Here is a 25369-nt window from a genome sequence, read left to right on the forward strand (position 1 = left end):
CCGGTCAGCCGGCCGCTCTGGAGCCGTTCGCGCGCCCGTGTTCCAGCGACGCGAACAGCTGCTCCCAGAGCGGCATCACGACCTGCGGGGTGTAGGAGACGGCCGTCTCCGCGGCGGCGGCCCCCATCCGCACCCGCAGGTCGCGGTCGGCGATCACCTCGCCGAGCGCGGCGGCCAGGGCGTCCGTGTCGCGCGGCGGCACCAGCACCCCGTCCTTGCCCGGGGTGAGGACGTCGGCGGGCCCGGTGGGGCAGTCGAAGGCGACGATCGGCAGGGCGTGGCCCATGGCCTCGATCATCGCCATCGGCAGCCCCTCGATCCTGGAGCTGAGCGTGTAGACGGATGCCCTGGCCAGCTCGTCGTGGATGCGGTTGCTGCGCCCCATCAGCCTCACCTGGTCACCCAGCCCGGCCTCGTCGATGCGCTCCTGCAACCGCTCCTTCAACGGGCCGGTGCCGAAGATGCGCAGCTTCCATCCGGGATGCTCGCGGGCGACGGTCTCGAAGGCGGTGATCAGCAGGTCGAAGCCCTTCTGGGGCACCAACCGGCCGACGGCGATCACGACGGGGTTCTGCTGCCGGCTGTGCTCGCGGTCGTCCATGTGCACCGCGTTCGGGATGCGCACCACCGGCGTTCCGGGGAGGAGGGTGGTGTACTCCTCGCGGCTGGTCTCGGTCAGCACGGCGATGGTGTCGAAGCGGCCGTAGTGGCGGGCGATCTGCTCGCGCACGGCCTCGTGGTAGGAGGCCAGGTTCATGTGCTCCTGGGCGACCCGGATCACGCTCGCCGGCGTGCGGCGGGCCGAGATCAGGTTGAGCGCCGGGCGCGTGGTGACGAGGACGCCGTCGGTGAGCGAGGAGACGTAGTCGATGACCGCCCCCTCCACGCGCTCGGTGAAGTACTCGGCGGCGAACTCGCCGTACGGGACGATCTTGCCGCGGGCGCGCCGCCACACCTTCCTGGCCAGCGAGTCGGGTACGACGCCGTCGCGCTGGTCCACCAGCGCCGACAGCCCGACCCGGGGGTCGATGGCGAACTGCGGCTCGTCGCGGCGGCGGACCACGCTGACGATCTCGACGTCGTGGCCCGCCTCGGCCATGGCATTGGCCTGGTTGACCACGGTACGGATGGTGCCGCCCATGCCGTACGCGTGCAGCAGCATGTAGCGGATCTTCACGAGAGGTACTCCCAGGTCCGGCACATGACCTTGAGCCCTTCGGGGATCTCCTCCGCCCGGGGCAGCTCGCGGCCCCGTTGCACCATGCCCGACTGGATCTTGTCCTTCCAGTCGCCGAGACCCTTGGTCACCACCTCGGGCCGGCCGTAGGACAGCAGCTCGGGAGCCCAGGGCAGGCCGAGGAAGTCGCAGATGCCGCGCGAGATCCGCTCCGGGTCGGCGGTCAGCTCCTCGTAACGCACGGTCAGGCCGGGCAGCGCGGTGCGGGCCCGCTGCACGGCCTTCATGTACCGCAGCGCGTCGGCCGCGGCCTCGTCGGGGGTGCGCTTGTCAGGGCTGGCCTCGTGCCAGGAGGTCGCGATCGAGGCGGGGTGACGCAGCAGGAAGAGGAACCGGGCGTCCGGCCAGCAGGCGGACAGGCGCTCGTAGGCGAACGCGTTGGCCGGGGTCTTCTCGACGATGAACCGTTTGCCGCTGCGTACCAGCTCGCGGTGGAGCACCCGATCCCACAGCAGATGTTCGAGATCGGCCTTGGTGTGTCCGAGGGCGGACATCGCCCTCTCGGCCAGCGAGGTATCGAATTCCACTCGCAACCGGCGTACGTGCAGCTCATGGGGAGCGTGCAGGTCCGGGTGAGCGTTGAGCATCGCCCGCAGCAGCGTGGAGCCCGACCGGACCGGCGAGATGATGAACACCGGTGCCCGCAGCAGGCGGTCGGTCTCGGGATCGGCCGGCGGACGGAACGGCGTCTCCGGCCGCTTGGCCGGGACCTTCGCCGGCGAGCCCGCCGTTTGCCCTGCTTTACCTACTCGGTTGACCTGGAATCCTGTGTACCTGGCCAGCGCGCCGTTTATTGTGCGCTGCCACTTCATGCCGAGGGAGATTACCCGGCTTACCTGGAGATTGCCTGTGTGATGCACCAGGTCGGAGGGCCTGTGCGGGCGAAATGACGGTTTCGCCGGGCCTGTGGCGTCAGGAGGGGTGAGGGAGGCGTCAGGGAGCGCAGATCACCGAGAACCAGACGACCTTGCCGCCGCTGGCGGCGGCTACGCCCCACTCGTCGGCGATCGCGGCGACGATCTGCAGCCCCCGCCCCGAGGGCGCGTCCAGGTCGGGTGAGCGCTGGGCGGGGATGCCGTCGCCCGGGTCGAAGACCTCGCCGTACAGCCGGTCCGCGCGGGTCTCCAGGCGCAGGGCGTAGGCGGAGCCGCCGTGGCGTACGGCGTTGGTGACCAGCTCGCTCACGATGAGCAGGCAGTCGTCGATGATGTGCGTGAGGCCCCAATGGATCAGGTCGGAGCGGACGAGGGAGCGGGCCTCGCCGACCCCCGCGGGCACGGACGGCAGCAGGTATTCCACCGTGCGGACCGGCGGGGCGGACAGGGACCCTGGCTGGAGGGCCATACGCATCACATCTCTCGACCTTTGGGAGCGCTCCCAATTCCACGATAATCGTTCACCTTCGCTCTTGTGAATGCGTGAGGGGAAGATTCTCGGCGGAAGGGGCGGATTCTCAGGGGATGGGGTCCACGGCTTCTCGGGGGATGCGGCTCACGGCTGCTCAGGGGATGCGGGCCACGGCGCCGAAGTTGCCGGACGAGCTGGGCTCGTCGCGGCAGGCGAGGTCGCCGCCGCCAGGACGCCACTCGGGCACCCACACCAGACCGGGCTCCATCAGGTCGAGCCCCTCCAGCAGGGCCGCCACCTCCTCACGCGACCGGATCGCGAGGTGGGGCAGCGTCATCGCGAGCATGTCGCGGATGGCGGGCAGCAACTCCGGCGGGATGCCGTCGAACGTGGTGTGCAGCAGACCGAGGAAACTGTCGGCGGGAGCGGTGTGACGCAGGCGCTTGATGACGTAGTGGGCGTGCTCGTCGTCGTCGAGGCTGTAGGCCGACAGCAGCAGCACGGCCATGGGGCGGTCCCAGTCGAGGAAGGTCTGCACCACGTGGTCGCGCAGCACGTCGTCGATCTCCCTGGCGTCGCCCTCCACCACGCGCACCAGATCGGTGAACGGTTCGATGGTGGCCTGGGCCATGGCGACGACCATCGGATTGTTCTCGACATACAGCACGCGCGGGTCCGAGGCGGCGGAACGACGGGCCAGATCATGTAACCGATTGCCGGCCGGAAGGCCACTGGGGATGCCACTACCGACGATCATGAATTGGTCGATGCCCTCGACGGTGGCAAGATGGCGAATCATCCGGGAGAGAAACTCGAGCACCGCGCGGGCCGCGTTCGTCAGGGCGGGGGTGGCTTGATCAAAATGGCGCACCGTGTCCTTGTCGGCCAGGAAGTTGTTCTTCCCGCCGGCCGCCGCGTCGAAAAGGCGGGTGATCCTGGCCTGTGTGGTTTCGAGCTTGGCCAAGTTTCGGACAGCACGCTGATGCATGAGCGTTGCCCCTTTCCCCTCGCCGCTACCCTTTTTCCGGTATGCGATCTATGGACCTCACTCGATGACTCGAACCATATGTTCCAACAATTCCAGTGAATGACAACACGATAGACCGGTTATCTTGGGAAATGTTTGTTACCAGAATCATCGTGGGAAGGATCCGCGTCTGGGGGCATCCGTCCGGCTTTGATCAATTTCGCCGGTGAACGGCGGCTGACTGCCGGTTCCGTACCAGGTCAGAAGGGTTGTTCGGCCGCGAATTGGCGATCTAGGATCGCGAATGGGCGCCTCGGGGAGCCCGGTTGAAGATCGTTCCAAGGTGTAGGCGGTCGGGAGATCGTTCCCCGCGGTGAAGATCGTTTCCGCTCCGCGCGGCGGCGTAATCCGGTCATCGTGCCGCCGGCGGCCTCGATCCCGCACCCCGCCGAAACCCCGCCGCCCCCCGAACGCGAAGAACCGCGCCCCGGGGTGGCGGGGCGCGGCTCAGAGTTTCGGCGGCGGCGGGCTCAGTCGGTGCCGAGCTCCATGGCGGCCTGGTCGAGCAGCTCCTCGTCGTCGGAGACATCGCCCGGCGACGGCACCTCGCCACGGGCGGCGATAGCCTCGGCGCCGCCCTCGGGCATCGCGCCGATCAGGTCGGTCGCGGCCACCTGCGTGGCGCCCAGCAGCGTCTGGTGCGGGCTGCCGACCATGCCGAGCCCGGCGTACTGCTCCAGCTTGGCGCGCGAGTCGGCGATGTCGAGGTTGCGCATGGTGAGCTGGCCGATGCGGTCGAGCGGCCCGAACGCGGCGTCCTCGGTGCGCTCCATGGACAGCTTGTCGGGGTGGTAGCTGAACGCGGGGCCGGAGGTCTCCAGGACGGAGTAGTCTTCCCCGCGCCGCAGTCGCAGCGTCACCTCGCCGGTGACGGCCGTGCCGACCCAGCGCTGCAGCGACTCGCGCAGCATCAGCGACTGCGGGTCCAGCCAGCGGCCCTCGTAGAGCAGCCGGCCCAGCTTGCGGCCCTCGCTGTGGTAGCTGGCCAGGGTGTCCTCGTTGTGGATGGCGTTGACCAGCCGTTCGTAGGCGGCGTGCAGCAGCGCCATGCCGGGAGCCTCGTAGATGCCCCGGCTCTTGGCCTCGATGATCCGGTTCTCGATCTGGTCGGACATGCCCAGCCCGTGCCGGCCGCCGATGGCGTTGGCCTCAAGCACCAGGTCGACGGGGGAGGGGAACTCCTTGCCGTTGATCGTCACCGGCCGGCCGCGCTCGAAGCCGATGGTGACGTCCTCGGTGGGGATCTCCACCTCGGGGTCCCAGAACCGCACGCCCATGATCGGCTCGACCAGCTCGATGCCGGTGTCGAGGTGTTCGAGCGCCTTGGCCTCGTGGGTCGCGCCCCAGATGTTGGCGTCCGTCGAGTACGCCTTCTCGGTGCTGGCGCGGTAGGGGAGGTCGCGGTCGAGCAGCCACTCCGACATCTCCTTGCGCCCGCCGAGCTCGTGGACGAAGTCGGCGTCCAGCCACGGCTTGTAGATGCGCAGCGACGGGTTGGCGAGCAGGCCGTAGCGGTAGAACCGCTCGATGTCGTTGCCCTTGAAGGTCGAGCCGTCTCCCCAGATCAGCACGCCGTCGTCGAGCATCGCGCGCACCAGCAGGGTGCCCGTGACGGCCCGGCCGAGCGGGGTGGTGTTGAAGTAGGTGCGGCCGCCGGAGCGGATGTGGAACGCCCCGCAGGACAGCGCCGCGAGACCCTCCTCCACCAGGGCCGCCCGGCAGTCGACCAGGCGGGCGATCTCGGCGCCGTACGCGCCGGCGCGACCGGGCACCGAGGCGATGTCGGGCTCGTCGTACTGGCCGATGTCGGCGGTGTAGGTGCAGGGCACCGCACCCTTCTCGCGCATCCACGCGACCGCCACGGAGGTGTCGAGGCCGCCGGAGAAGGCGATCCCGACCCGTTCGCCTACTGGGAGAGAGGTGAGCATCTTGGACACGAGTAGAAGTATATACATACGACTGCATGACCATTCAATGAGGCTCGCGAAGAAACCGGGCCGGTGTGTCGAAGGTCTCGTCCGGGCGAGCGGGCTCCCGGTGCGCGCCACCGGGGTGCCGAGGTGGCCCGGAGGCAAACTTTAAGTCACTTGCTTGACTCGGTCTCCCCTGCTTGGTTGGCTGATACCGCCTCAAATCGACAGGCGGCGTCACTGTGAGACAGGCCGAACGTCAAGGAAGGTCATCGATGAAGATCACCACGGACGAGGCGGTCCCCGAGTTCCCCGGCGTCAGGGCCGCGACGTGCCCGTTCGACCCACCGCCCGAGCTGCGGGAGCTGCGCCGCCACGGCCCGCTGGCCAAGGTGCGGCTGTGGGACGGCAGCACGCCGTGGTTCGTGACCACGCACGCCGAGCAGAAGGCGCTGCTCGGCCATCCGCAGGTCAGCGCCGACGTCACCCGGCCCGGCTATCCGATCCACACCGCCGGCATGGGCGGGGGCTCGCTCAGCTTCATCCTCATGGACGACCCCGAGCACGCCCGGCTGCGCCGCATGGTGCAGGGCGCGTTCACGGTCAGGCGGGTCGAGGGCATGCGCCCCGCCGTGCAGCGGATCGTGGACCGGCTGATCGACGACCTGCTGGCCGGGCCGAAGCCGGTGGACCTGGTGGAGGCGTTCGCGCTGCCGGTGCCGTCGCTGGTGATCTGCGAGCTGCTCGGGGTCCCGTACGCCGACCACGACTTCTTCCAGGACAACAGCAAGACCGTCATCAAGCGCAGCGTCACGCCGGAGGAGCGCGCGGTCGCGTTCGGGAGCCTGTTCGAGTACCTGGACGGGCTCGTGGGCAAGAAGATCGAGCACCCGGCCGACGACCTGCTGTCCAAGGTGGCCGCCCGGGTCGGCGCCGGCGAGCTGACCCGGCAGGAAGCGGCCCAGATGGGCGTGCTGCTGCTGATCGCCGGGCACGAGACCACCGCCAACATGATCGCGCTCGGCACCCTCGCTCTGTTGCGCCATCCGGCCCAGCTCGCGCTGCTGCGCGAGAGCGAGGATGCCACGCTGGTCGCGGGGGCGGGGGAGGAGCTGCTGCGCTACCTCAACATCACCCACAGCGGCCGGCGCCGGGTCGCGACGGCGGACATCGAGATCGCCGGCCAGGTCATCAGGGCGGGCGAGGGCATCATCATGCCCAACGACATCGGCAACCGCGACCCCGAGGTCTTCCCCGACCCCGACGAGCTGGACGTGAGCCGCGACGCCCGCCGCCACGTGGCCTTCGGCTTCGGCGTGCACCAGTGCCTCGGCCAGCCGCTGGCCCGGCTGGAACTGCAGGTCGTCTACGGCACCCTCTACCGGCGCATCCCCACCCTGGCCCTGGCGGCGGAGATGGAGGAGATCCCGTTCAAGCACGACGGCCAGGTCTACGGGGTCTACGAGCTGCCCGTCACCTGGTGAGAAGGGGCGGACCGGGACCGGGCGCGCGCGGGCGATAATGATCCCGACCCCCGGCCCCGACCCCCGAGGAAGCGCCTTGAGCCGTGCAGCGGAACCCGACGGGAGCTCCGTGAGCCGTTCCGCCGGATCTGACGGGAGCGCCTTGAGCCCGGCGGCCGGACCTGACGCGAGCGCGCTGCTCGACCGCGTGCGCGCGCTGGCGCGCGGCGGCGAGCGGGTGCTGATCGGCATCGCGGGCTGTCCGGGAGCGGGCAAGTCGACGCTGGCCGGTTGGCTGGCCGGCGCGCTCACCGAGACCGGGTTGCCCGCCGTCTGGGTGCCGATGGACGGCTTCCACCTGGCCGACGTCGAGCTCGAACGGCTCGGCCGGCGCGGCCGCAAGGGCGCCGTGGACACGTTCGACGGCCACGGCTACCTGGCGCTGCTGCACCGCCTGCGCGCCGAAAAGAGCGACGTCGTCTACGCTCCCTCGTTCGACCGCGAGATCGAGCAGCCCATCGCCGGCGCCATCCCGGTCCCGCCGCAGGCCAGGGTCGTCGTCAGCGAGGGCAACTACCTGCTCCTGCCCGGTGAGCCGTGGCGGCGGGTGAAGGCCGCGATGACCGAGGTCTGGTACACCGACCTCGACGACCGGATCCGCCTGAAACGCCTGACCGGCAGGCACGTCCGGTTCGGCAAGACCCCCGACGAGGCCGTGCGCTGGGTCGCCGAGGTGGACGAGCCGAACGCCGCGGCCATCCGCGCCACCCGCGACGCCGCCGACCTGCTGGTGGACTTCGACCGGCTGGGCATCTCCTGAGCCGGCCCAGGGCGGTCCTGGCCGCGCACGCCGATTTCCGCCGGCTGTTCCTGGGCAACTCCGTCTCGCTGCTGGGGTCCAGCGTCACGACGGTGGCGCTGCCCCTGACGGCGGTGCTCCACCTGGACGCCTCGGCCACGGAGATGGGCCTGCTCGGCGCGGCCGGGCTGTTACCGCACCTCGTCCTGGGGCTGCCCGCCGGCGTGTGGGTGGACCGGCTGCCGTACCGCCGCACGATCGTGCTGGCCGACGCGGCCAGGGCGCTGCTGCTCGGGGCGCTGCCCGTGCTGGCCGCCCTCGGTCTGCTGCGGATGTGGCACCTGTACGCGGTGGTGACGCTGGCCGGGGTGGCCGGGCTCTTCGAGGCGGTGGCGGCGCAGTCCTTCACCCCGTCGCTGGTCCCGCGCGAGCGGCTGCTGGCCGCCAACAGCACGCTCATGCTGAGCAACGCCACGGTGAACACCACCGGCTCGGCGGCGGGCGGTCTGCTGGTGTCGGCGCTCACCGCTCCGGTCGCCATCGCCGTGGACGCGGCCTCGTTCGCGATCTCCGCCCTGCTCAAGACGCGCATCGGCGTGGCGGGCCGGCCACCGGCGGCGGGGGAGCGAAGCCGCGTGCGGCTGCGCACCGACATCGCCGAAGGGCTGCGCGCGGTCTTCGCCGACCGGGTCATGCGCGCGGTGATCCTGGCCGCCACCGTGGGCGCGCTGGCCGGCCAGGCTCAGGCCGTCGTGCTCGTCCTCTACCTGGTCCACGACCTGAAGCTCACGGCGGGCCTGATCGGCGTCCTCGTCGCGGTCAGCGGCGTGGCGAGTGTCGCCGGCGCGCTGGTGGCCACCCGCGTCACCCACCGCTTCGGCCCAGGGCCGACGTTCATCGCCGGCATGGGCCTGGCCTCCGCCGCCGGGCTGGTGCTCGCCGCCGCGGCCGGCCCGTTCGCCGTCACGCTGGCCGTCCTCGTCGTGTCGCAGGTCCTGCGCGGCAGCGGCCCCTCCCTGTTCGGGGTCAACCAGCAGACCCTGCGCCAGGCCCTGATCGCGCCCGGCCTGCTCTCCCGGGCCAACGCCACCTGGCGGTTCCTGGCCTACGGGGGCCAGGCGCTCGGCGCGCTGCTCGGCGGCGCGGCGGGCACGGCGCTCGGGCCGCGGGCCACGCTGGTCGTCACGTCCTGCCTGATGCTGGCCGGCACCGCGATCGGGCTGGCCTCGCCGCTGCGCTCGCTGCGCGAACTGCCCGGCCGCTAGTGATGCCCGATGGGGGCTAAGACGTACCGGTAGAACTCGTAGCCCGCGAAGGCGATCACCGGCACCCCGAGAGCGATGAGGATCCGGCGCGGCAGCGGCATCCGGAAGGCGGGGGAGGCGATCGACGGCTCCGCATCCCCGGCGGGGACGACCGGTGCCCTGGGCAGCGGCGGGGGGTCGGGGGCCGCCGTCAGCTCGGGATGGCGGCTGAGGTAGTGAGCGGGGAACGAGGTCAGGTGGTAGGCGCCGCACGCCGGGCAGGCCATCCCCGACCAGGGCGGCTGCACGGTCACTCCGGCGCTCAGCCAGACCTGGACCTCGTTGCCGTGGTCGTCGGTCATGTGACGGACAAGGTAGTCCTCCTCCCAGACGTACAGGCAGCGCAGGCACTCGAAAGGCCAGGACTCTCGGGACTCGAACCCGTCGCGCACGAGGAGCCTCCTCGGTCGGGCGATGAGCGGTCACTTCGAGTGTCCGCCCGCCCCCGCCTCGTCATGCAAGCGCAGGTTATGACACGGTGCGCTACAGAATGCTCACCTTGCGTCATGTTAGGGCTGGGGGTTTGCGGGCGCGTTCTGAGCGGTATGTGCGCTACGGAGAGGTGATGGAGCATCACCTGGAGTGGCCGATCGGGGGGTTGGGCCATGACGACATCCACCGCGCTCGACGAGGTGCACATTCTGTGGACCTCGGAGGGGCTGAGCTGCGACGGCGACACCGTGTCCGTCACGGCCGCCACGCTGCCCAGCATCGAGGACGTGCTGCTCGGCCTCGTGCCCGGCCTGCCCAAGGTGCACCTGCACAACAAGGTGCTGGCCACCGAGGTCGGCGACGCCTTCATGGCCGCCTTCCACCAGGCCGACCGGGGCGAGCTGGGGCCGTTCATCCTGGTGGTCGAGGGGTCGATCCCGAACGAGCGGATCAACGGTGACGGCTTCTGGACGGCCATGGGCAACGACCCGGCGACCGGCGAGCCGATCACCGTCAACGAGTGGATCGACCGGCTGGCGCCCAAGGCGTGGGCCGTGGTCGCGATCGGCACCTGCGCCGCGTACGGGGGCATCCACGCCATGGCGGGCAACCCCACCGGCGCGATGGGACTGACCGACTACCTGGGCTCCGGCTTCCGCTCGGCGGGCGACCTGCCGATCGTGAACGTGCCCGGCTGCCCGGTGCAGCCCGACAACTTCATGGAGACCCTGACCTGGCTGCTCTACCAGGCGGCCGGCCTCGCGCCGACGATCCCGCTGGACGAGATGCTCCGGCCCACCTGGCTGTTCGGCAAGACCGTGCACGAGGGCTGCGACCGGGCCGGCTACTACGAGCAGGGCGACTTCGCCCGCGACTACAACTCGCCCAAGTGCCTGGTGCGGGTCGGCTGCTGGGGCCCGGTGGTCAACTGCAACGTCACCAAGCGCGGCTGGATGGACGGGGTCGGGGGCTGCCCCAACGTGGGCGGCGTCTGCATCGCCTGCACGATGCCCGGCTTCCCCGACAAGTTCATGCCGTTCATGGACGAACCCCCCGGCGCGTCGGTGTCGGCGACGGTGAGCGCCGGTTACGGCTCGCTGATCCGCAGGCTCCGCTCCATCACCAACCGCTCGGCCAACAAGGAGCCGAAGTGGCGGCACAACGGGCGCAAGCTGACCAGCGGGTACGACCCCCGCTGGGGCAACTAGGGGGAACGGCAAGGTGACAACCCGTACCGCGGGACGCGGCCAGGCGAAGGGTACCGAGCGCGAACTGGTCGAGATGTCCTGGGACCCGATCACCAGGATCATCGGCAACCTCGGCATCTACACGAAGATCGACTTCAACAACCGCGAGGTGGTCGAATGCAGGAGCACCTCGTCGCTGTTCCGCGGCTACAGCGTGTTCATGAAGGGCAAGGATCCGCGCGACGCGCACTTCATCACCAGCCGCATCTGCGGCATCTGCGGTGACAACCACGCGACCTGCTCGATCTACGCCCAGAACATGGCGTACGGCGTCAAACCGCCGCCGCTGGCCGAGTGGATCATCAACCTCGGCGAGGCCGCCGAGTACATGTTCGACCACACGCTCTTCCAGGACAACCTGGTCTTCGTCGACTACTGCGAGCAGATGGTCAAGCAGACCAACCCGAGCCTGCTGCGGCGCGCCGAGACCACCGAGGCGCCGAACGCCCGCATCCACGGCTACCGCACGATCGCCGACGTCATGCGCGCGTTCAACCCCTTCGAAGGCGACGTCTACCGCGAGGCGCTGCAGGTCAGCCGGGTCACCAGGGAGATGTGCTGCCTGATGGAGGGGCGCCACGTGCACCCGTCCACGCTCTATCCGGGCGGCGTCGGCACCGTCGCGACACCCCAGGTGTTCACCGACTACCTGGCCAGGCTGCTGCGCGTGCTCGACTTCGTCAAGAAGGCCGTCCCGATGAACGACGACCTCTTCGACTTCTTCTACGAGGCGCTGCCCGGCTACGAGGAGGTCGGCCGGCGCAGGGTGATGCTCGGCTGCTGGGGCGCTTTCCAGGACCCCGCCGCCGTCGACTACGACTACCGGAACATGGCCTCCTGGGGCCGCAAGATGTTCGTCACGCCCGGCATCGTGCTCGACGGCGAACTGCTCACCACGAGCCTGGTCGACATCAACCTCGGCATCCGCATCCTGCTCGGCAGCTCCTACTACGACGACTGGCAGTCCGAGGAGACGTTCGTCACCCACGACCCGCTCGGCAACCCGGTCGACCAGCGCCACCCGTGGAACCAGACGACGCTGCCCAAGCCGCAGAAGCGCGACCTGGAAGGCGGCAACTACAGCTGGGTGATGAGCCCCCGCTGGTACGACGGCCGCACCGGCGACCACCTCGCGCTCGACACCGGCGGCGGCCCGCTGGCCAGGCTCTGGGCGACCGCGCTCGCCGGGCTGGTCGACACCGGCACCGTCCGCGCCACGGGCGGCTCCGTGGAGATCAACCTGCCGAAGAGCATGACCCTGCCGGAGATGAGCTTCGAGTGGAAGGTGCCGCGCTGGGCCAACACCATCGAGCGCAACCGGGCCCGCGTCTACTTCGTCGCGTACGCGGCGGCCATGGCGTGCTACTTCGTCGAGCAGGCGATGGGCGAGGTCAGGGCCGGGCGGACCCAGGTGTTCAACGACTTCGACGTGCCCGACGAGGCGATCGGCTGCGGCTTCCACGAGGCCGTGCGCGGGGTCCTGTCGCACCACATGGTGATCAGGGACGGCAAGATCGCGAACTACCACCCGTACCCGCCGACGCCGTGGAACGCCAGCCCGCGCGACAGCTTCGGCACGCCCGGCCCTTACGAGGACGCCGTCCAGGGGCTGCCGATCTTCGAGGAGAACGGGCCCGAGTCGTTCAAGGGCATCGACATCATGCGTACCGTGCGCAGCTTCGACCCGTGCCTGCCGTGCGGCGTGCACATGTACCTGGGCGACGGGAAGGTGCTCCAACAGGTGCACTCGCCGACGTTCGGCGCGGCCGGATAGGCGGCGGGGGCCATGACGGAGCGGATCGAGCGCATCGAGGCGCTCCTCGACGAGGCAGAGCCGGCCGCGATCGAGCTGGTCGGGGAGCTGCTTGAGCTGTACGGCGACGGGCTGGCGCGGGTGATGGCGCTGGCGGGCGAGCCACTGGCGGCGGAGCTGGCCGGCGACGAGCTGGTCTCTCACCTGCTCGTCCTGCACGACCTGCATCCGCTGCCCGTACGGGCCCGCGCCGAGGCGGCGGCGGCCGGGGCGGGGGCCGAGCTGCTGACCCTGGAGGACGGCGTGGCCCGGTTGCGTGTACGCGCCTCGGGCTGCCGCTCGTCGGCCACGGCGGGGGTGGAACGGGCGGTGCGCGCGGCGGCGCCCGAGGTGGAACGGGTGGAGGTCGAGCTGGACGAGCGGCCGGTGATCCCCGTCGAAACGTTGACCGTACGACGCGGGGCGGCGGCGCAGTGAGCGACGCAGCGGGCGGCGGCGCCGTGGTCGGTAAGACGCGTGCCGGCGGCGGCCTGCGCCTGCACGACCTCACCCGCCGCCGGCGCACCACCGCACCCGCCACCGCACCCGCCACCGCACCCGCCACTGCACCCGCCACCGCACCCGCCACCGCACCCGCCACCGCACCCGCCACCGCACCCGCCACCGCACCCGCACCGGACGACGGCGGGCCGGGTGGGGAGGAGCGGTGTGAGTTGTGCGGGGAGCCGGTACCCGAGGGCCACCGGCACCTGCTCGACCTGACCACCCGCGAGCTGTGCTGCGCCTGCCGCGCCTGCCAGGTGCTCTTCGACAACGCCGCAGCGGGCGGCACCCAGTACCGCCTGGTGCCCCGGCGGCGCGAGCGGCAGGACGGCTTCACCTGGTCCGGCCTGAGCGCCCCCGTCCGCACGGTCTTCCTGGTACGCGACTCGGGCGCCGGCCGCAGCGTCATGTACTACCCCAGCCCGGCGGGCGCCGTGGCGGGCCCGGCCTGGGACGACCCGCTCATGAAGCTGCTGGAGCCCGACGTCGAGGCGCTGCTGCTCGACCGCGACCACGGCGCCTGGATCGTCCCGCTCGACGACTGCTACCGGCTCGTCGGCCTGGTCCGCTCCCACTGGCGCGGCCTGACCGGCGGCCCGGCCGTACGCGAACGGATCGCCCGTTTCTTCACCGACCTCAGCGACGACAGGAGCCCCGCATGAGCGCGCGCAAACCCATCAGGACCGGCCATCCGGACGTCAAGCCCGACGCGCCCGCCCACGTCAAGGGCATCAAGGAGGGCAACGCCACCGGCAACTATGACAAACAGGACGGCCACCTGCCCGACGGCCGCTCCACGGCCAAGCGCTCGACCGGCATCAACCCCGGCAAACACGACCCGATCGACCCCAGCATGCCGAACCTGTCGCCCGCCTGACATGCCCTCCGCGCCGCCAGAGCTGAGCATCGAGGTCGAGGGCGTCGAGCCGGCCGGGCCCGCCGCCGTGCCCGCCCTCGACTTCACGCTGACCCTGCGAGCCGCCGGCGGGCACGAGGTCCGCTCGCTCACGCTCGCCACCCAGATCCGCATCGACGCCACCCGCCGCCGTTACGACGAGCGTGACAAGGAACGGCTGGCCGAGCTGTTCGGCCCGCCGGACGAGTGGTCGCGCAACCTGTCCAGCCTGCTGTGGACGCAGACCGTCACCCAGGTGCCCGGCTTCACCGGGAGCACGAAGGCCCGGATCACCGTGCCGTGCACGTACGACTTCGAGGTGGCCGCCGCCAAGTACTTCCACGGGCTGGAGGACGGCGTGGCACCGCTGGACTTCCTGTTCACCGGCACCGTCTTCTACCTGGACGGCGGCCGGCTGCAGGCCGCGCACCTGCCCAGACGGGCCGAGGCGGCCTTCGCGATGCCGGTGCGGGTGTGGCGGGAGCTGATGGAACGCCACTTTCCCGGCGGTGCGTGGGTGCGGCTGGGCCGGGAGGAGTTCGACCGGCTGTACGCGTACAAGGTGCGGCACACGCTTACCGGCTGGGACGACGTGATCCGCTCACTGCTGGCGAAGGGCTGACGACATGACGGTGAGCGGCACGGACGATTTTTTCGAGGCGGAAGGCGGCGGGGCCGAGCACGTCAGGCGGATCGCGCGGGCGGTGCTCTACGAGGGCTACCTGCTGTGGCCCTACCGCGAGTCCTCGCTGAAGAACCGGCACCGCTGGACGATCGGCGGCGTCCATCCAGAAGGGTGCGGCGACCGGTCGCGGATCCGTACCGAGTGCCTGGTCGAGGCCGATCCCGGCGCGACCGTCGCGGTGTCCGTACGGTTCCTGCACGTCGTGGCCAGGATCGGCGCGGCCGGGCGGGGTGAGGAGGCACGCGAGCGCGAGGTACACGTACCGGACCTGACCCTCGGCGGCGACCCGGCCCTCGCGCGGATCGACCTCGCGGCCGGCGAGGAACGCGCGGCGGGGGAGCAGGGCGCGGCGCGGGAGGCGCGCACGGCGGGCGAGGAGCGGGCGGCAGAGGTGGTGCGCCGGTGGGAGGCGCTGTGCGGGCACGTCGAGGTGCGGGCCGAGCGGCTGGGGCCGAGGCTCTTCCGGGTCACGGCCGACGTCGTCAACACCACGCCATGGCCGCCGGGCGGCACGCGGGAGGAGACGACGGCTCGCACGTTCGTGTCCGCGCACGTCGTCCTGCACGCGCCGGACGGGCGCTTCGTCTCCCAGACGGACCCGCCGCCGGACCTGCGCGAGCACGCCGAAGCCTGCCGCAACGACGGCCTGTGGCCGGTGCTGGCGGGGGAGGACCTGCACACCGTGCTGTCGGCGCCGATCATCCTGTACGACCAGCCGCAGATCGCGCCGGAGAGCCCCGGCGACCTGTTCGACGCGACCGAGATCGACCAGCTCCTCACGCTTTGCGTACTGGCGCTGAGCGACGGCGAACGGGAGGAGATCCGGGCCGGCGACCCACGCGCGCGCGAGATCCTCGACCGCTGCACGGCGCTCACCCAGGAGGAGCTCATGCGCCTCAGCGGCACCTGGCGCGGCGGAGGCCCGGCGGCGGCCGGTGAAAGGGGAGGGACACATGGGTGACTTCTGGACCCGGATGGAGGGGCGCGGCCCTTCCGTGGTGGTCGTGGACGGGGTCGAGGTGCGCGCGGGCAGCCGGGTGCGGCTGCGCCCGAGGGGCACCGCCGACGTGCTCGACCTGGTCCTGACGGGCAGGGAAGGCGTGGTGGAGGCGGTCGAGCAGGACGAGGAGGGCGCGTTCCACTTCGCCGTCACCGTGGACGACGACCCCGGCAGGGACCTGGGCGAGGCCCGGCTGCCCGGCCACCGCTTCTTCTACGCGGCCGAGGAGATCGAGCCGCTCGGCGAGCGGACGTTCCGCGTCCTGGTGGCCGGGATCGGCAACGTCTTCCTGGGCGACGACGGCTTCGGCGTCGAGGTGGCCCGCCACCTGTCGGCCGCGCCCCGCGCACCCGGCGTCGAGGTCGTGGACTTCGGCATCCGCGGCATGGACCTGGTCTACGCGCTGCAACGCGACTACGACGCCGCGATCCTCGTCGACGCGGCCCCCCGCGGCGAGCCACCCGGCACCCTCACCGTCCTGGACCCGGTAACCCTCGCGGAACGAGACGGGAGCGCCGGGCAGCCGCTGGAGACACACGGCATGGACCCGGTCAAGGTGCTGCGGCTGGCCGCGGAGCTGGGCCCGGTGCCGCGCCTGATCCGGATCGTGTGCTGCGAGCCGGAGAGCGCCGGCGAGGCGCTGTACGAGCTGAGCGCCCCCGTGCAGGCGGCCGTCCCGGAGGCGGCCGGTCTGGTGAATGCCCTGGTTATGGAAATGATTGCGGAAAGCGCCGGACGGGGCTGCCGCGATCGTGCTCACGGATGAGGTGACGTGGCATGTGGAAGTCGCGGATGGTGCGGTTGCTCCTGCTCTGCGGGCTGGCGGCGATCGTGGTCCACCAGTGGCCGGAGATCCGCCGGTACATCAGGATGGAGCGGATGTAGGTGCACGAGATCGGGCTGTGCGAAGGACTCGTCGATCTGATCCACAACCAGGCGGCGGGCCGGCCGGTGGCCTCGGCCCGGGTACGCGTGGGGGCCAGGCACGCGGTCGTCGAGGAGGCGTTCGGGCAGGCGTTCACCATGGCCGCCGCGGGGACGGCCGCGCAGGACGCGGTGATCGATCTGGTCATCGTGCCGGCCACGATCGAATGCGTGCCCTGCGGCGGGCGGTCGGAGTCGATGGACGCGCTGGCCGCGTGCCCGGCCTGCGGCAGCGGCGACGTGAGCGTCAGCGGCGGCGACGAGCTGGTGCTGGAGTCGGTCTGGTTCGGCGGCGAGGGGACGGCGGCCGATGTGCCTGGGCATTCCCGGTGAGCTGGTCGGCCCGGCCGGCGGGCACGACGACCTGGCCGTGGTCGAGGTCAGCGGGGTACGGCGGAGGGTCAACATCGGGCTGCTCGACGGGCAGGAGCTGAACCCCGGCGACTGGGTGCTCGTGCACGTGGGATTCGCGCTGTCCAAGATCTCCGAGGACGAGGCGCAGGCCGTGCTCGCGTACCTGGAAGGGCTCGGGCAGCCGTACGAGGACGAGATCGACGCGTTGCGCGCGTCGGACATCTCCTGAGGAGGGCACATGCGCTTCGTCGATGAGTACCGCGACGCGGACCGGGCGCGCGCCCTGGCCGCCGGGATCGCGGCACGGTGCCGTCCAGGACGGACGTACGCGTTCATGGAGGTGTGCGGCGGACACACGCACACCATCTACAAGCACGGGCTGGAAGACCACCTGCCGCCGGAGGTGTCACTGGTCCACGGTCCTGGCTGCCCGGTGTGCGTGATCCCGATGGGGCGGGTGGACGACGCCGTGCACATCGCCGGGCAGCCCGGCGTGATCATGACCTCGTTCGGCGACCTGCTGCGCGTGCCCGGCGGTACCGGATCCTTCCTCGACGCCAAGGCGGCGGGGGCGGACATCCGGATGGTGTACTCGCCGCTCGACGCGCTCAAGATCGCCAAGCAGAACCCGGACCGGCGGGTCGTCTTCATGGCCATCGGCTTCGAGACCACCGCGCCGTCCACCGCCATGACCGTGCTGCGGGCGGCGGCCGAGGGCGTGAAGAACTTCTCCGTCTTCTGCAACCACGTCATGATCATTCCGGCGATCAAGGCCATCCTCGACTCGCCGGACCTGCGCCTCGACGGCTTCATCGGCCCCGGCCACGTGTCCGCGGTGATCGGCTGCGAGCCGTACGCGTTCATCGCCCGCGACTACCGCAAGCCGCTGGTCGTGGCCGGTTTCGAGCCGGTGGACATCCTGACCTCGGTGCACATGCTGCTCGGCCAGCTGGCCGAGGGGCGGTGCGAGGTGGAGAACCAGTACGCGCGGGTGGTGCCGTGGCAGGGCAACCCGGTCGCGCTGGAGGCGATCGGGCGGGTGATGCGGCTGCGGCCGCACTTCGAGTGGCGCGGGCTGGGCTTCATCGCCCACTCGGCGCTGGCGATGGCCGAGGAGTACGCGGCCTTCGACGCCGAACGCGTCTTCGACCTGCCCGGGATACGCGTCGCCGACCCGCGCTCGTGCCAGTGCGGCGAGGTGCTGAAGGGCGTGCTCAAGCCCTGGGAGTGCAAGGTGTTCGGCACCGCCTGCACCCCGGAGACGCCGATCGGGACCTGCATGGTCTCCTCGGAGGGGGCCTGCGCCGCCTACTACAACTTCGGCCGCTTCACCCGCGACAGGACCCGCGGGCCGGCCGGCGAGCGAGAGGTGAGCCGCGCGTGACCGCAGAACGGCAGGCGCCCGGCAGCGAGCGAAAGGTGAGCCCGGCGTGAGCACGGAACAGCAGATGCCCGGGGTCGGGCGAAAGGCCGGGCGCGCGTGAGCACGGAACAGCAGGTGCTCGATCGGATCGAGCGGGCCCGGCGGCGCAGGCCGGTCGTCAGGGAGGAGCGCATCACGCTCGCCCACGGCGCAGGAGGGCGGGCCACGCAGACGCTGGTGCAGGCCGTCTTCCTGGACGCGTTCCGCAACCCGCTGCTCGAACCGCTGGAGGACGGCGCCACCCTGCGCCTCGGCGCGGACGAGGAGGGCGTACGGGTCAATCTCGCCTTCACCACCGACTCGTACGTCGTCTCCCCGCTCTTCTTTCCCGGCGGCGACATCGGCGACCTGGCCGTCAACGGCACCGTGAACGACCTGGCCATGTGCGGCGCCCGCCCGCGTTACCTGTCGGCCGGGTTCATCCTGGAGGAGGGCCTGCCGGTCGAGGACCTGCGCATGATCGCGGCCTCTATGGCCGCCGCCGCTGCCGCCGCCGACGTGCAGATCGTCACCGGCGACACCAAGGTCGTCCAGCGGGGCCGCGCCGACGGCTGCTACATCACCACCACCGGCGTCGGCGTCATCGAACGGCCCGTCACGCTCTCGGCCGCCGCCGCTCAGCCCGGCGACGCGGTCCTCGTCTCCGGCCCGATCGGCGCCCACGGCGCCGCCGTCATGCTGGCCAGGGGCGACTTCGACATCGAGGCCGCGATCGTCTCGGACACCGCGCCGCTGCACGGCGTCGTCGCCGGGCTGCTGGACGCCCTGCCCGGCGGCCGGGTCAGGACGCTGCGCGACGCCACGCGCGGCGGCGTGGCCACGGTGCTGAACGAGGTGGCCGCCGCCTCGAACGTGGCCGTGGTGCTGGAGGAGGCGGCGATCCCCGTACGCCCGGAGGTGACCGGCGTCTGCGAACTGCTCGGCCTCGACCCGCTCTACGTGGCCTGCGAGGGCCGTTTCGTCGCTGTCGTGGACGGCGAGCACGCCACCCGCGCCCTGGACGCCCTGCGCGCCCATCCGCTGGGCGAGCAGGCCGCGATCATCGGCACGGTGGCTCCTGAGCCCGCCGCCATGGTCCTGCTCCGCACCGCCGTCGGCGGCACCCGCGTGGTCGAGGTCCTCGTCGGCGACCCGTTGCCCCGCATCTGCTGACCCCCTCACCGACGGCCGGCCACCGCATGCCGGGCGGCCCTGCTAAGGCGTTTCGGCCGCGACCAGTTCGGCGAGCAGGTGGTACAGGGTCGCCTGGGCCTCCTGGATGCGGTGCACCGACGACGACGGCACCACGAACAGGTGCTCGGCCAGCCCTTCCGCGGCCAGCCGCCCACCGCCCGAGCCGGCGAAACCGATCGTGATCATGCCCAGTCGCCCGGCCTCGGCCAGCCCGCGCAGCACGTTGGCCGAGCCGCCGCTGGTGGACAGTGCCAGCGCCACATCGCCCGGCCCGCCGAGCGCGGCCAGCTGGCGGGCGAAGACCACCTCGAAGCCGACGTCGTTGCCGAGCGCCGTCACCAGCGCGCAGTCACAGGCCAGCGAGATCGCGGGCAGGCCCCGTTCGACGAACAGCTCTGCCACGGACTCGGCGTCGGTACTGCTCCCGCCGTTGCCGAACGCGAAGACCCGCCCGCCCCCGCTCAGCGCCGCCGCCACCGCCGACGCGCACGCCGCCAGGCCGGGACCGAGCTCGTCCAGGACGCGCAGCCGCAGCTCCAGGCTCTCGCGCGCCTTGGCCGCCGTGGACGCGGTCAGGTCCAGCGGATCGCGGCGCAGGAAGGGGTAGAGCGTCGTACCGGTCATCGTTCCACCACCGCGATCGCCTCCTTGGCGTGCACGAGCACGGTGTCACCGGGCCGTGCCGCGACGAGCGCCACGCTGATCTCCTCGGTGCCGTCACCGGTGTCGGCCAGTGCCAGCCCGTCGGGCAACAATCGCGCGATCCGCACGGGTACGGCGACGTCGCCGCAGGTCACACAGCGCTCGCAGGCGTCGGCGGCATCGCCGGGAACGTTCACGAGGACTCCAGGAACACGTGGACCAGCTCCCAGAGCAGGTGATAGGTGGTGACATGCAGCTCCCTGGCGATCAGAGGATCCGAGGTGCGCGCGACCAGCACATGATCGGCCACGACACCGCCGGGGTCGGCGGCCAGGACGACCGTCAACATCCCCAGCCCCCGCGCCACTTCCAGCACCCCGCCGTCGCCGATCCCGATGCCGATCGCGATGTCCTCGGGATGGCCCAGCGTGCGAAGCCGGACGGCGTCCACCGCGAGCGCCGGCAGTGCGCGCTTTCCCACGATCACCGGATGGGTGAACTCCACCGCCACGTGCGCCGCGTCCGCCGGGGCGCCGAAGGCCAGCAGCCGCCCGCCGCGCCCGAAGCGCCCGGCCATGGCCTGCGCCGCCCGTACGATCTCCGCCGCGTCCTGTGCCAGCGCGGCACCGGGAGCGGCGCGCTCGGCGCGGGCCCGGCCGAGCCGATCAGAGCCGAGCGAATCAGAGCCGAGCCGATCAGGGTCGAGCAGATCAGACATGTTCCCATTTCAGCCCAGCACGCGGGCGCGCCGCCCGCAGGGACACCTCAAGCTTCGGCCATCCGCCCCCCTGATTACGTCCCCCAGGCCCGTCATGGGGGGCAGCGCCGCTGGCGGCGGCTCCTGAGGCTGCGCTACGGTATGGCCCGGTGTGCCGGGAAGGCTGGTCGGCGGCGTCCTTGGCCGGGTGGCCCGACGGAGGCTCTGCGATGGACGACGACGGCCGGTGCGGCCGGCGGGAGGTGCGATGACGCGCCGTCCCGCCCTGGCGGGCCGCGGCGGGCATCCCACGGTGGTCATCGCCGCCGGGTTCGGCGCCGCCGTGCTCGTGGGCACGCTCCTGCTCGCCCTCCCGCAGGCCACCGCCGAGGGCGACTCCTCCCACTGGCTCACCGCGCTGTTCACCGCCACCTCCGCCGTCTGTGTGACCGGCCTGGTGGTGGTCGACACCGCGACCCACTGGTCGGTCTTCGGCGAGGTCGTCATCGCCCTGCTCATCCAGGTGGGCGGCCTGGGCATCATGACGCTCGCCACCGTGATCACGGTCATCGTCTCCGGCCGGTTGGGCCTGCGCGCCCGCCTGTCCGCGCAGTTGGAGACCAAGTCCGTGGTCGCCTCCGACCTGGGCCACGTGCTGCGCAAGGTGGTGGTGTTCAGCCTGATCTGCGAGGCCGTGGTCGCCGTGGTGCTGGCCGGCCGCTTCGCCATCGGCTACGGCGAGCCGCTCGGCCGCGCGGCCTACCTGGGCGCCTTCCACGCGGTGTCGGCGTTCAACAACGCCGGCTTCGCCCTGTGGCCGGACAACCTGATGCGGTACGCCACCGACCCCTGGATCTGCGTCACGATCGCGCTGGCCGTGATCGTCGGCGGGCTCGGCTTCCCCGTCGTCTTCGAACTGCTGCGCACCTGGCGCCGTCCCCGCCGCTGGTCCCTGCTGACCCGGATCACCGTGGGCCTGAGCACGGTGCTGATCGCGGGCGGCACGCTGGCGTTCCTGATGACCGAGTGGCGCAACCCCGCCACGATGGGCCCGCTGAACGACGGCGACAAGCTGCTGGCGGCCTTCTTCACCGCCGTCATGCCGCGCTCCGGCGGCTTCAACACCCTCGACATCGCCGCGATGAACCCGTCGTCGTGGCTGCTCACCGACGTGCTGATGTTCATCGGCGGCGGCAGCGCGGGCACGGCCGGCGGCATCAAGGTGACCACGCTCGGCTTCCTGCTGTTCATGGTCTGGTCCGAGCTGCGCGGCGAGAGCCACGTCAACATCGGCCACCGCCGCCTGCCCGCCGCGACCCAGCGGCAGGCGCTGTCGATCAGCATACTGGGCATCGTCGTGGTGACGTTCGCGACCTGGCTCATGCTCATCATGACGCCGTACGGATTCGACCGCGTGCTGTTCGAGATCATCTCGGCCTTCGCCACCAACGGCCTGTCCACGGGCATCACCGCGGACACCGGGCTGGCCGGACACGTGCTGCTCAGCGTGCTGATGTTCATCGGCCGCATCGGGCCGCTCACGCTGGGCTCCGCGCTCGCGCTGAAGCAGCGCATCCGCCGCTACGAGCTGCCCGAGGAACGCGTCATCGTCGGTTGAGACGCGCCCGCCAGCCGGTGGTCAGCGGTGGCGTGGCCACACCCGTGCGAGGAGGATCGTCAGCCCGGCGATCCCCCCGCCCGCGTACGCCGCGGCCACCGCGACGGGCAGCGCGGGGAGGAGGAAGGCGCCTGCCACGCATCCGGCGCCCAGCAGCATCATGGCCACGGCGCCCGCGCGCCGCACCCGGTCCCCGGCGGGGTCGGGGCGCGTGGGACGCAGCCGCGGCAGGACGCCGCCGAGGCCCGCGATCACCAGCCCGAACGCGGCCGTCACCACCTGCGGCAGGGGAACGTGGTGACCGGCGGTCTCCAGCAGCAACCCGGTGTGCAAGACGGTGATGAACGGCGGCAGCAGCACGAAGACGGCGTTCGTGGACGCGGCCTGCGCGCGCGGCGAGGAGACGAGCGCGGGCGGCAACCAGGCCCGCAGACGGCCGGCGACCACGGAGGCGAGCGCCATGATCACGGCCAGCGCGACCACGGCCGCCGGCAGCGCCGCCGCCAGGACGATCCGCGGCACCTGAATGCGTCCACGGCGCCCCCTGGCCTCCTGCGTCGTCACCAGCTCCGGCAGCGAGTCCCACAGCGCCCACGCGACGGCGACCATGGCGATCAGGCTGACCACGGTCACCACGACCCCCGCCCACGGCACCCGCCTCACCGCCCCGTCCAGCCCGTCCCGTCCGGCCTCTGCATCGACGTTCATGCCGCCCCCCATCGCTCGAAGTGCTGCGATCGTAGGTTTCGGTGATCAGGGCGGAACATCCGTCATCGGGCACCTGCCGGTCATGTCCGTACCCATGCCGATCGTCACCCGCCAGAACATGACCATCGGCACTCTCAACCGGACGATCGCGGCGATTATGCTGCGGCTATGCAGCAGCCGAGATCGATGCGGGAGCTGGAGCGCTGGGTCGGGTTCTCCGGCGGACGCGCGCCCATCGTGTTCAGCGTGCTGTTCTGGGCCGCGGCCGGCATCTGCGCCGTGGTCCTCGTCGGCGCCCTCCCGGTGATCGACCAGGTGCCGCCGGGCGACCGCGCGCTGTACGCGGTGATCTCCTGGACGGGAGCCGGGGCTCTGGTGCTCGCGGCCGTCCTGTGGCCGCTCCTGCCCTGGCGCAGGGAAGCGCCGCCGTCACGCCGGGCGGCGAGCGTGGCGTTCCTGGTCGTGTCGCTGCCGCTGCTGTCGCCCGGCGGGGCCAGCGCCCCGATCATCGTGGGCCTGGCGGTCGGCAACGCCCTGGTCGTCTTCGGCCTGCGCGGCGCGCTCGCCTACACCGCCGTCGCCGGGCTGCTCGGCTTCGGCGTCAGCGCGTTCAACCCGCGCCAGACGCTGATCGGGGCGGCCGTCAACGGCACGCTCATGCTGCTGCTCTGCCTGGTGCTGCTCCTGGTCGTGATCGCGCTCTTCCAGTCGCACAGCCGCGCGGAGGAGACCCGCCGCCTCCTGGCCGAACTGGAACAAGCCCATGCCGACCTCGAACGCGCCCACGCCGAGCTCGAACGGCATGCGGCACGCTCGCGTGAGCTGGCGGTGGCCGAGGAGCGTGCGCGGATGGCGCGGGACATGCACGACTCGGTCGGCCACTATCTCACCGTCATCAACGTGGGCCTGCAGAACGCCCAGCGCTACCGCACCGTACGCCCCGAGGCCGCCTGGGACGAGGTGAGCCAGGCGCGCGAGCTGACGCTGGAGGCGCTGACCGACACCCGCCGCTGGGTGCGCGCGCTCAAACCCCTGCGCATGGAGGGCCTGAAAGGGCCCGCAGCCTTGCGGGTCCTGACCGAGTCGTTCGGCTCGGACGACACCGGCGTCGCCTTCACCATGACCGGCACCTGGCCCGACGTGGACGAGAACCGCGAGCTGGTCTGCTACCGGGTCGTCCAGGAGGGCCTGACCAACGCCCTGCGTCACTCCCAGGCCCGCCACATCGAGGTCGCACTCGACTGCACGCCGGACCGGGTCCAGGTCTCCGTCACCGACGACGGCACGGGAGCCGCGCCCGGCGCGACCGAGAACGGGTTCGGCCTGCGCGGCCTGCGCGAACGCCTGCACGGCGTCGGCGGCGCACTCGACGTCGCCGGCCGCGCGGGCGAAGGCTTCACCCTCAGGGCGACGGTGCCGCTCTGATGGCCGACCCGACCCGCGACCCGACGCCCAACCCGATGCCCGACCCCGTCGGCGATGGGGCCGCTCTGGTGGGGGCCGTTCGTGTCCTGCTCGTGGACGATCACATCCTGATGCGCGAGGGGCTGCGCAAACTCCTGGAGATCGAGCCGGGCATCGAGATCGCCGCCACCGCCGCCGGCGGCGAGGAGGCGCTGAGCCTGATGGCGCGGACCCCGGACGGCGAGCGGCCCCAGGTCGCGCTCGTGGACGCCCGCATGCCGGGCATGGACGGCGTGACGCTGGTCGCCCGGCTACGAGCCGAGTTCCCCGAGGTCGCGCCGGTGATCCTGACGACGTTCGACGACGACGACTACATCTTCGGCGGCCTGCGGGCGGGCGCGAAGGGCTACCTGCTCAAGGACGTACCGCCGGACGAACTCGTGGCGGCGATCAGACGGGCGGCGCGCGGCGAGACCGTCCTGGGCGGGGCCGCGAGCGAACGGCTGGTCAGCGCGCTGCGCGCGGCGCCCGTACCGGCAGCGCAGGCGGACACGGACGGGCCGCCCGGCGGTCTGTCCGAGCGCGAGTACGAGATCGCCAGGCTCGTCGCCGCCGGCGCGGCCAACCGTGAGATCGCCCGCAGGCTGCACATCACCGAGGGCACCGCCAAGAACCACATCTCCAGCTGCCTGCGCAAACTAGGCCTGCGCGACCGCACCCAGCTCGCGCTCTGGGTGTCAGGGAACGCCCACCCCACAAGCGGCTGACCGACCCCGGCGCCGGT

At 71.5% G+C, this 25369-nt stretch carries 28 protein-coding genes; 18 read left to right on the plus strand and 10 right to left on the minus strand.

The features are described from left to right. Positions 1–4: 4 nt before the first annotated feature. The 5 genes from AB0C28_RS26775 to argG form a co-directional block, all read right to left on the minus strand. On the minus strand, positions 5–1177 hold the full coding sequence (locus tag AB0C28_RS26775; RefSeq protein ID WP_357850427.1) for a glycosyltransferase family 4 protein: 1173 nt from the start codon (positions 1175–1177) through the stop codon (positions 5–7). Beyond that, a complete protein-coding gene (locus tag AB0C28_RS26780) occupies positions 1174–2049 on the minus strand; it encodes a sulfotransferase (protein ID WP_358078211.1) in 876 nt (291 codons plus the stop codon). The genes AB0C28_RS26775 and AB0C28_RS26780 overlap by 4 nt, the downstream gene beginning before the upstream one ends. Positions 2050–2170: 121 nt before the next feature. Continuing rightward, positions 2171–2587, minus strand: coding sequence for an ATP-binding protein (locus AB0C28_RS26785; RefSeq protein WP_358078214.1), 417 nt, complete (start codon positions 2585–2587; stop codon positions 2171–2173). A 151-nt stretch (positions 2588–2738) separates the two neighbouring features. Continuing rightward, positions 2739–3548 (minus strand): SAM-dependent methyltransferase, encoded by an 810-nt coding sequence (locus AB0C28_RS26790; protein ID WP_357850436.1) that lies wholly within the window; start codon positions 3546–3548, stop codon positions 2739–2741. Positions 3549–4081: 533 nt separating this feature from the next. Beyond that, on the minus strand, positions 4082–5548 hold the full coding sequence (argG, locus tag AB0C28_RS26795; RefSeq protein WP_357850439.1) for an argininosuccinate synthase: 1467 nt from the start codon (positions 5546–5548) through the stop codon (positions 4082–4084). Between the two features lie 248 nt (positions 5549–5796). Between argG and AB0C28_RS26800 the strand changes: the two genes are divergently transcribed. From AB0C28_RS26800 to AB0C28_RS26810, 3 genes are all read left to right on the plus strand, one after another. Continuing rightward, entirely contained in the window at positions 5797–7005 is a 1209-nt protein-coding gene (locus AB0C28_RS26800; protein WP_358078217.1) for a cytochrome P450, read from the plus strand. 142 nt (positions 7006–7147) lie between these two features. Then, positions 7148–7804 carry a nucleoside/nucleotide kinase family protein gene (locus AB0C28_RS26805; RefSeq protein WP_358078220.1) on the plus strand — a complete coding sequence of 219 codons (657 nt, stop codon included), beginning with the start codon at positions 7148–7150 and terminating at the stop codon, positions 7802–7804. Positions 7805–7821: 17 nt separating this feature from the next. Continuing rightward, positions 7822–9048 carry an MFS transporter gene (locus tag AB0C28_RS26810; RefSeq protein WP_357851386.1) on the plus strand — a complete coding sequence of 409 codons (1227 nt, stop codon included), beginning with the start codon at positions 7822–7824 and terminating at the stop codon, positions 9046–9048. Here the strand turns inward: AB0C28_RS26810 and AB0C28_RS26815 are convergent. Continuing rightward, a complete protein-coding gene (locus tag AB0C28_RS26815) occupies positions 9045–9479 on the minus strand; it encodes a hypothetical protein (protein WP_358078223.1) in 435 nt (144 codons plus the stop codon). The genes AB0C28_RS26810 and AB0C28_RS26815 overlap by 4 nt on opposite strands. Positions 9480–9692: 213 nt before the next feature. Between AB0C28_RS26815 and AB0C28_RS26820 the strand changes: the two genes are divergently transcribed. The 12 genes from AB0C28_RS26820 to hypE all read left to right on the plus strand — a co-directional run bounded on the left by AB0C28_RS26820 (position 9693) and on the right by hypE (position 19495). Then, on the plus strand, positions 9693–10727 hold the full coding sequence (locus AB0C28_RS26820) for a hydrogenase expression protein HypE (protein ID WP_357850451.1): 1035 nt from the start codon (positions 9693–9695) through the stop codon (positions 10725–10727). A gap of 13 nt (positions 10728–10740) precedes the next feature. Continuing rightward, positions 10741–12540, plus strand: a complete 1800-nt coding sequence (locus AB0C28_RS26825; RefSeq protein WP_358078226.1) for a nickel-dependent hydrogenase large subunit — start codon at positions 10741–10743, stop codon at positions 12538–12540. A gap of 12 nt (positions 12541–12552) precedes the next feature. Then, positions 12553–12996, plus strand: coding sequence for a hypothetical protein (locus AB0C28_RS26830; RefSeq protein ID WP_346113751.1), 444 nt, complete (start codon positions 12553–12555; stop codon positions 12994–12996). Beyond that, positions 12993–13724, plus strand: a complete 732-nt coding sequence (locus AB0C28_RS26835) for a DUF5947 family protein (RefSeq protein ID WP_358078229.1) — start codon at positions 12993–12995, stop codon at positions 13722–13724. Before AB0C28_RS26830 ends, AB0C28_RS26835 begins: the two co-directional genes overlap by 4 nt. Then, positions 13721–13939 (plus strand): hypothetical protein, encoded by a 219-nt coding sequence (locus AB0C28_RS26840; RefSeq protein ID WP_357850460.1) that lies wholly within the window; start codon positions 13721–13723, stop codon positions 13937–13939. The genes AB0C28_RS26835 and AB0C28_RS26840 overlap by 4 nt, the downstream gene beginning before the upstream one ends. 1 nt (position 13940) lies before the next feature. Beyond that, the gene (locus AB0C28_RS26845; protein WP_357850463.1) at positions 13941–14579 is read left to right on the plus strand and encodes a DUF6084 family protein; all 639 of its coding nucleotides are present in this window, start codon (positions 13941–13943) and stop codon (positions 14577–14579) included. 4 nt (positions 14580–14583) lie between these two features. Beyond that, positions 14584–15603: a hypothetical protein gene (locus AB0C28_RS26850; RefSeq protein ID WP_358078232.1), complete on the plus strand. Its 1020-nt coding sequence runs from the start codon at positions 14584–14586 to the stop codon at positions 15601–15603. After that, positions 15596–16408 carry a hydrogenase maturation protease gene (locus tag AB0C28_RS26855; RefSeq protein WP_358078235.1) on the plus strand — a complete coding sequence of 271 codons (813 nt, stop codon included), beginning with the start codon at positions 15596–15598 and terminating at the stop codon, positions 16406–16408. The genes AB0C28_RS26850 and AB0C28_RS26855 overlap by 8 nt, the downstream gene beginning before the upstream one ends. 119 nt (positions 16409–16527) lie before the next feature. After that, positions 16528–16899, plus strand: a complete 372-nt coding sequence (locus AB0C28_RS26860; RefSeq protein WP_358078238.1) for a hydrogenase maturation nickel metallochaperone HypA — start codon at positions 16528–16530, stop codon at positions 16897–16899. After that, on the plus strand, positions 16877–17149 hold the full coding sequence (locus AB0C28_RS26865; RefSeq protein ID WP_346113759.1) for a HypC/HybG/HupF family hydrogenase formation chaperone: 273 nt from the start codon (positions 16877–16879) through the stop codon (positions 17147–17149). The genes AB0C28_RS26860 and AB0C28_RS26865 overlap by 23 nt, the downstream gene beginning before the upstream one ends. Positions 17150–17158: 9 nt before the next feature. Beyond that, a complete protein-coding gene (gene hypD, locus AB0C28_RS26870; RefSeq protein WP_357850475.1) occupies positions 17159–18304 on the plus strand; it encodes a hydrogenase formation protein HypD in 1146 nt (381 codons plus the stop codon). A gap of 96 nt (positions 18305–18400) precedes the next feature. Further along, the gene (hypE, locus tag AB0C28_RS26875; protein WP_358078241.1) at positions 18401–19495 is read left to right on the plus strand and encodes a hydrogenase expression/formation protein HypE; all 1095 of its coding nucleotides are present in this window, start codon (positions 18401–18403) and stop codon (positions 19493–19495) included. Between the two features lie 42 nt (positions 19496–19537). On the opposite strand, the gene AB0C28_RS26880 is transcribed toward hypE, so the two are convergent. Genes AB0C28_RS26880 through AB0C28_RS26890 form a run of 3 tightly spaced genes read right to left on the minus strand, consistent with a single transcriptional unit; the run spans position 19538 to position 20876 of the window. Next, complete coding sequence (locus AB0C28_RS26880) at positions 19538–20140, minus strand: SIS domain-containing protein (RefSeq protein WP_357850481.1); 603 nt, start codon at positions 20138–20140, stop codon at positions 19538–19540. Further along, positions 20137–20355, minus strand: coding sequence for a HypC/HybG/HupF family hydrogenase formation chaperone (locus AB0C28_RS26885; protein WP_357850484.1), 219 nt, complete (start codon positions 20353–20355; stop codon positions 20137–20139). The genes AB0C28_RS26880 and AB0C28_RS26885 overlap by 4 nt, the downstream gene beginning before the upstream one ends. After that, positions 20352–20876, minus strand: coding sequence for a phosphoheptose isomerase (locus tag AB0C28_RS26890; protein ID WP_358078244.1), 525 nt, complete (start codon positions 20874–20876; stop codon positions 20352–20354). The genes AB0C28_RS26885 and AB0C28_RS26890 overlap by 4 nt, the downstream gene beginning before the upstream one ends. Before the next feature lie 247 nt (positions 20877–21123). On the opposite strand from AB0C28_RS26890, the gene AB0C28_RS26895 reads away from it, so the two are divergent. After that, a complete protein-coding gene (locus AB0C28_RS26895; protein ID WP_358078247.1) occupies positions 21124–22473 on the plus strand; it encodes a potassium transporter TrkG in 1350 nt (449 codons plus the stop codon). A 21-nt stretch (positions 22474–22494) separates the two neighbouring features. Here AB0C28_RS26895 and AB0C28_RS26900 read toward each other — a convergent pair whose 3' ends face one another. Further along, complete coding sequence (locus tag AB0C28_RS26900; protein WP_358078249.1) at positions 22495–23181, minus strand: hypothetical protein; 687 nt, start codon at positions 23179–23181, stop codon at positions 22495–22497. A 168-nt stretch (positions 23182–23349) separates the two neighbouring features. On the opposite strand from AB0C28_RS26900, the gene AB0C28_RS26905 reads away from it, so the two are divergent. Together AB0C28_RS26905 and AB0C28_RS26910 are read left to right on the plus strand one after the other, a co-directional pair. Next, positions 23350–24606 carry a sensor histidine kinase gene (locus AB0C28_RS26905; RefSeq protein WP_357850496.1) on the plus strand — a complete coding sequence of 419 codons (1257 nt, stop codon included), beginning with the start codon at positions 23350–23352 and terminating at the stop codon, positions 24604–24606. Between the two features lie 68 nt (positions 24607–24674). Next, positions 24675–25352: a response regulator transcription factor gene (locus AB0C28_RS26910; RefSeq protein ID WP_358078608.1), complete on the plus strand. Its 678-nt coding sequence runs from the start codon at positions 24675–24677 to the stop codon at positions 25350–25352. The last annotated feature ends 17 nt before the right edge of the window (positions 25353–25369 follow it).

Origin of the sequence: Nonomuraea sp. NPDC048892 (genome assembly GCF_040649735.1) — a bacterium.
Taxonomy (GTDB): Bacteria; Actinomycetota; Actinomycetes; order Streptosporangiales; family Streptosporangiaceae; genus Nonomuraea; species Nonomuraea maheshkhaliensis.

What these genes read in the sequence shown, in the direction of transcription:
- AB0C28_RS26780 (WP_358078211.1), bottom strand. Translation starts at nt 2,049, where the DNA reads ATGAAGTGGCAGCGCACAATAAACGGCGCGCTGGCCAGGTACACAGGA.
- AB0C28_RS26785 (WP_358078214.1), bottom strand. Translation starts at nt 2,587, where the DNA reads ATGCGTATGGCCCTCCAGCCAGGGTCCCTGTCCGCCCCGCCGGTCCGC.
- AB0C28_RS26800 (WP_358078217.1), top strand. Translation starts at nt 5,797, where the DNA reads ATGAAGATCACCACGGACGAGGCGGTCCCCGAGTTCCCCGGCGTCAGG.
- AB0C28_RS26820 (WP_357850451.1), top strand. Translation starts at nt 9,693, where the DNA reads ATGACGACATCCACCGCGCTCGACGAGGTGCACATTCTGTGGACCTCG.
- AB0C28_RS26830 (WP_346113751.1), top strand. Translation starts at nt 12,553, where the DNA reads ATGACGGAGCGGATCGAGCGCATCGAGGCGCTCCTCGACGAGGCAGAG.
- AB0C28_RS26840 (WP_357850460.1), top strand. Translation starts at nt 13,721, where the DNA reads ATGAGCGCGCGCAAACCCATCAGGACCGGCCATCCGGACGTCAAGCCC.
- AB0C28_RS26845 (WP_357850463.1), top strand. Translation starts at nt 13,941, where the DNA reads ATGCCCTCCGCGCCGCCAGAGCTGAGCATCGAGGTCGAGGGCGTCGAG.
- AB0C28_RS26850 (WP_358078232.1), top strand. Translation starts at nt 14,584, where the DNA reads ATGACGGTGAGCGGCACGGACGATTTTTTCGAGGCGGAAGGCGGCGGG.
- AB0C28_RS26855 (WP_358078235.1), top strand. Translation starts at nt 15,596, where the DNA reads ATGGGTGACTTCTGGACCCGGATGGAGGGGCGCGGCCCTTCCGTGGTG.
- AB0C28_RS26865 (WP_346113759.1), top strand. Translation starts at nt 16,877, where the DNA reads ATGTGCCTGGGCATTCCCGGTGAGCTGGTCGGCCCGGCCGGCGGGCAC.
- hypD (WP_357850475.1), top strand. Translation starts at nt 17,159, where the DNA reads ATGCGCTTCGTCGATGAGTACCGCGACGCGGACCGGGCGCGCGCCCTG.
- AB0C28_RS26880 (WP_357850481.1), bottom strand. Translation starts at nt 20,140, where the DNA reads ATGACCGGTACGACGCTCTACCCCTTCCTGCGCCGCGATCCGCTGGAC.
- AB0C28_RS26890 (WP_358078244.1), bottom strand. Translation starts at nt 20,876, where the DNA reads ATGTCTGATCTGCTCGACCCTGATCGGCTCGGCTCTGATTCGCTCGGC.
- AB0C28_RS26895 (WP_358078247.1), top strand. Translation starts at nt 21,124, where the DNA reads ATGACGCGCCGTCCCGCCCTGGCGGGCCGCGGCGGGCATCCCACGGTG.
- AB0C28_RS26900 (WP_358078249.1), bottom strand. Translation starts at nt 23,181, where the DNA reads ATGAACGTCGATGCAGAGGCCGGACGGGACGGGCTGGACGGGGCGGTG.
- AB0C28_RS26905 (WP_357850496.1), top strand. Translation starts at nt 23,350, where the DNA reads ATGCAGCAGCCGAGATCGATGCGGGAGCTGGAGCGCTGGGTCGGGTTC.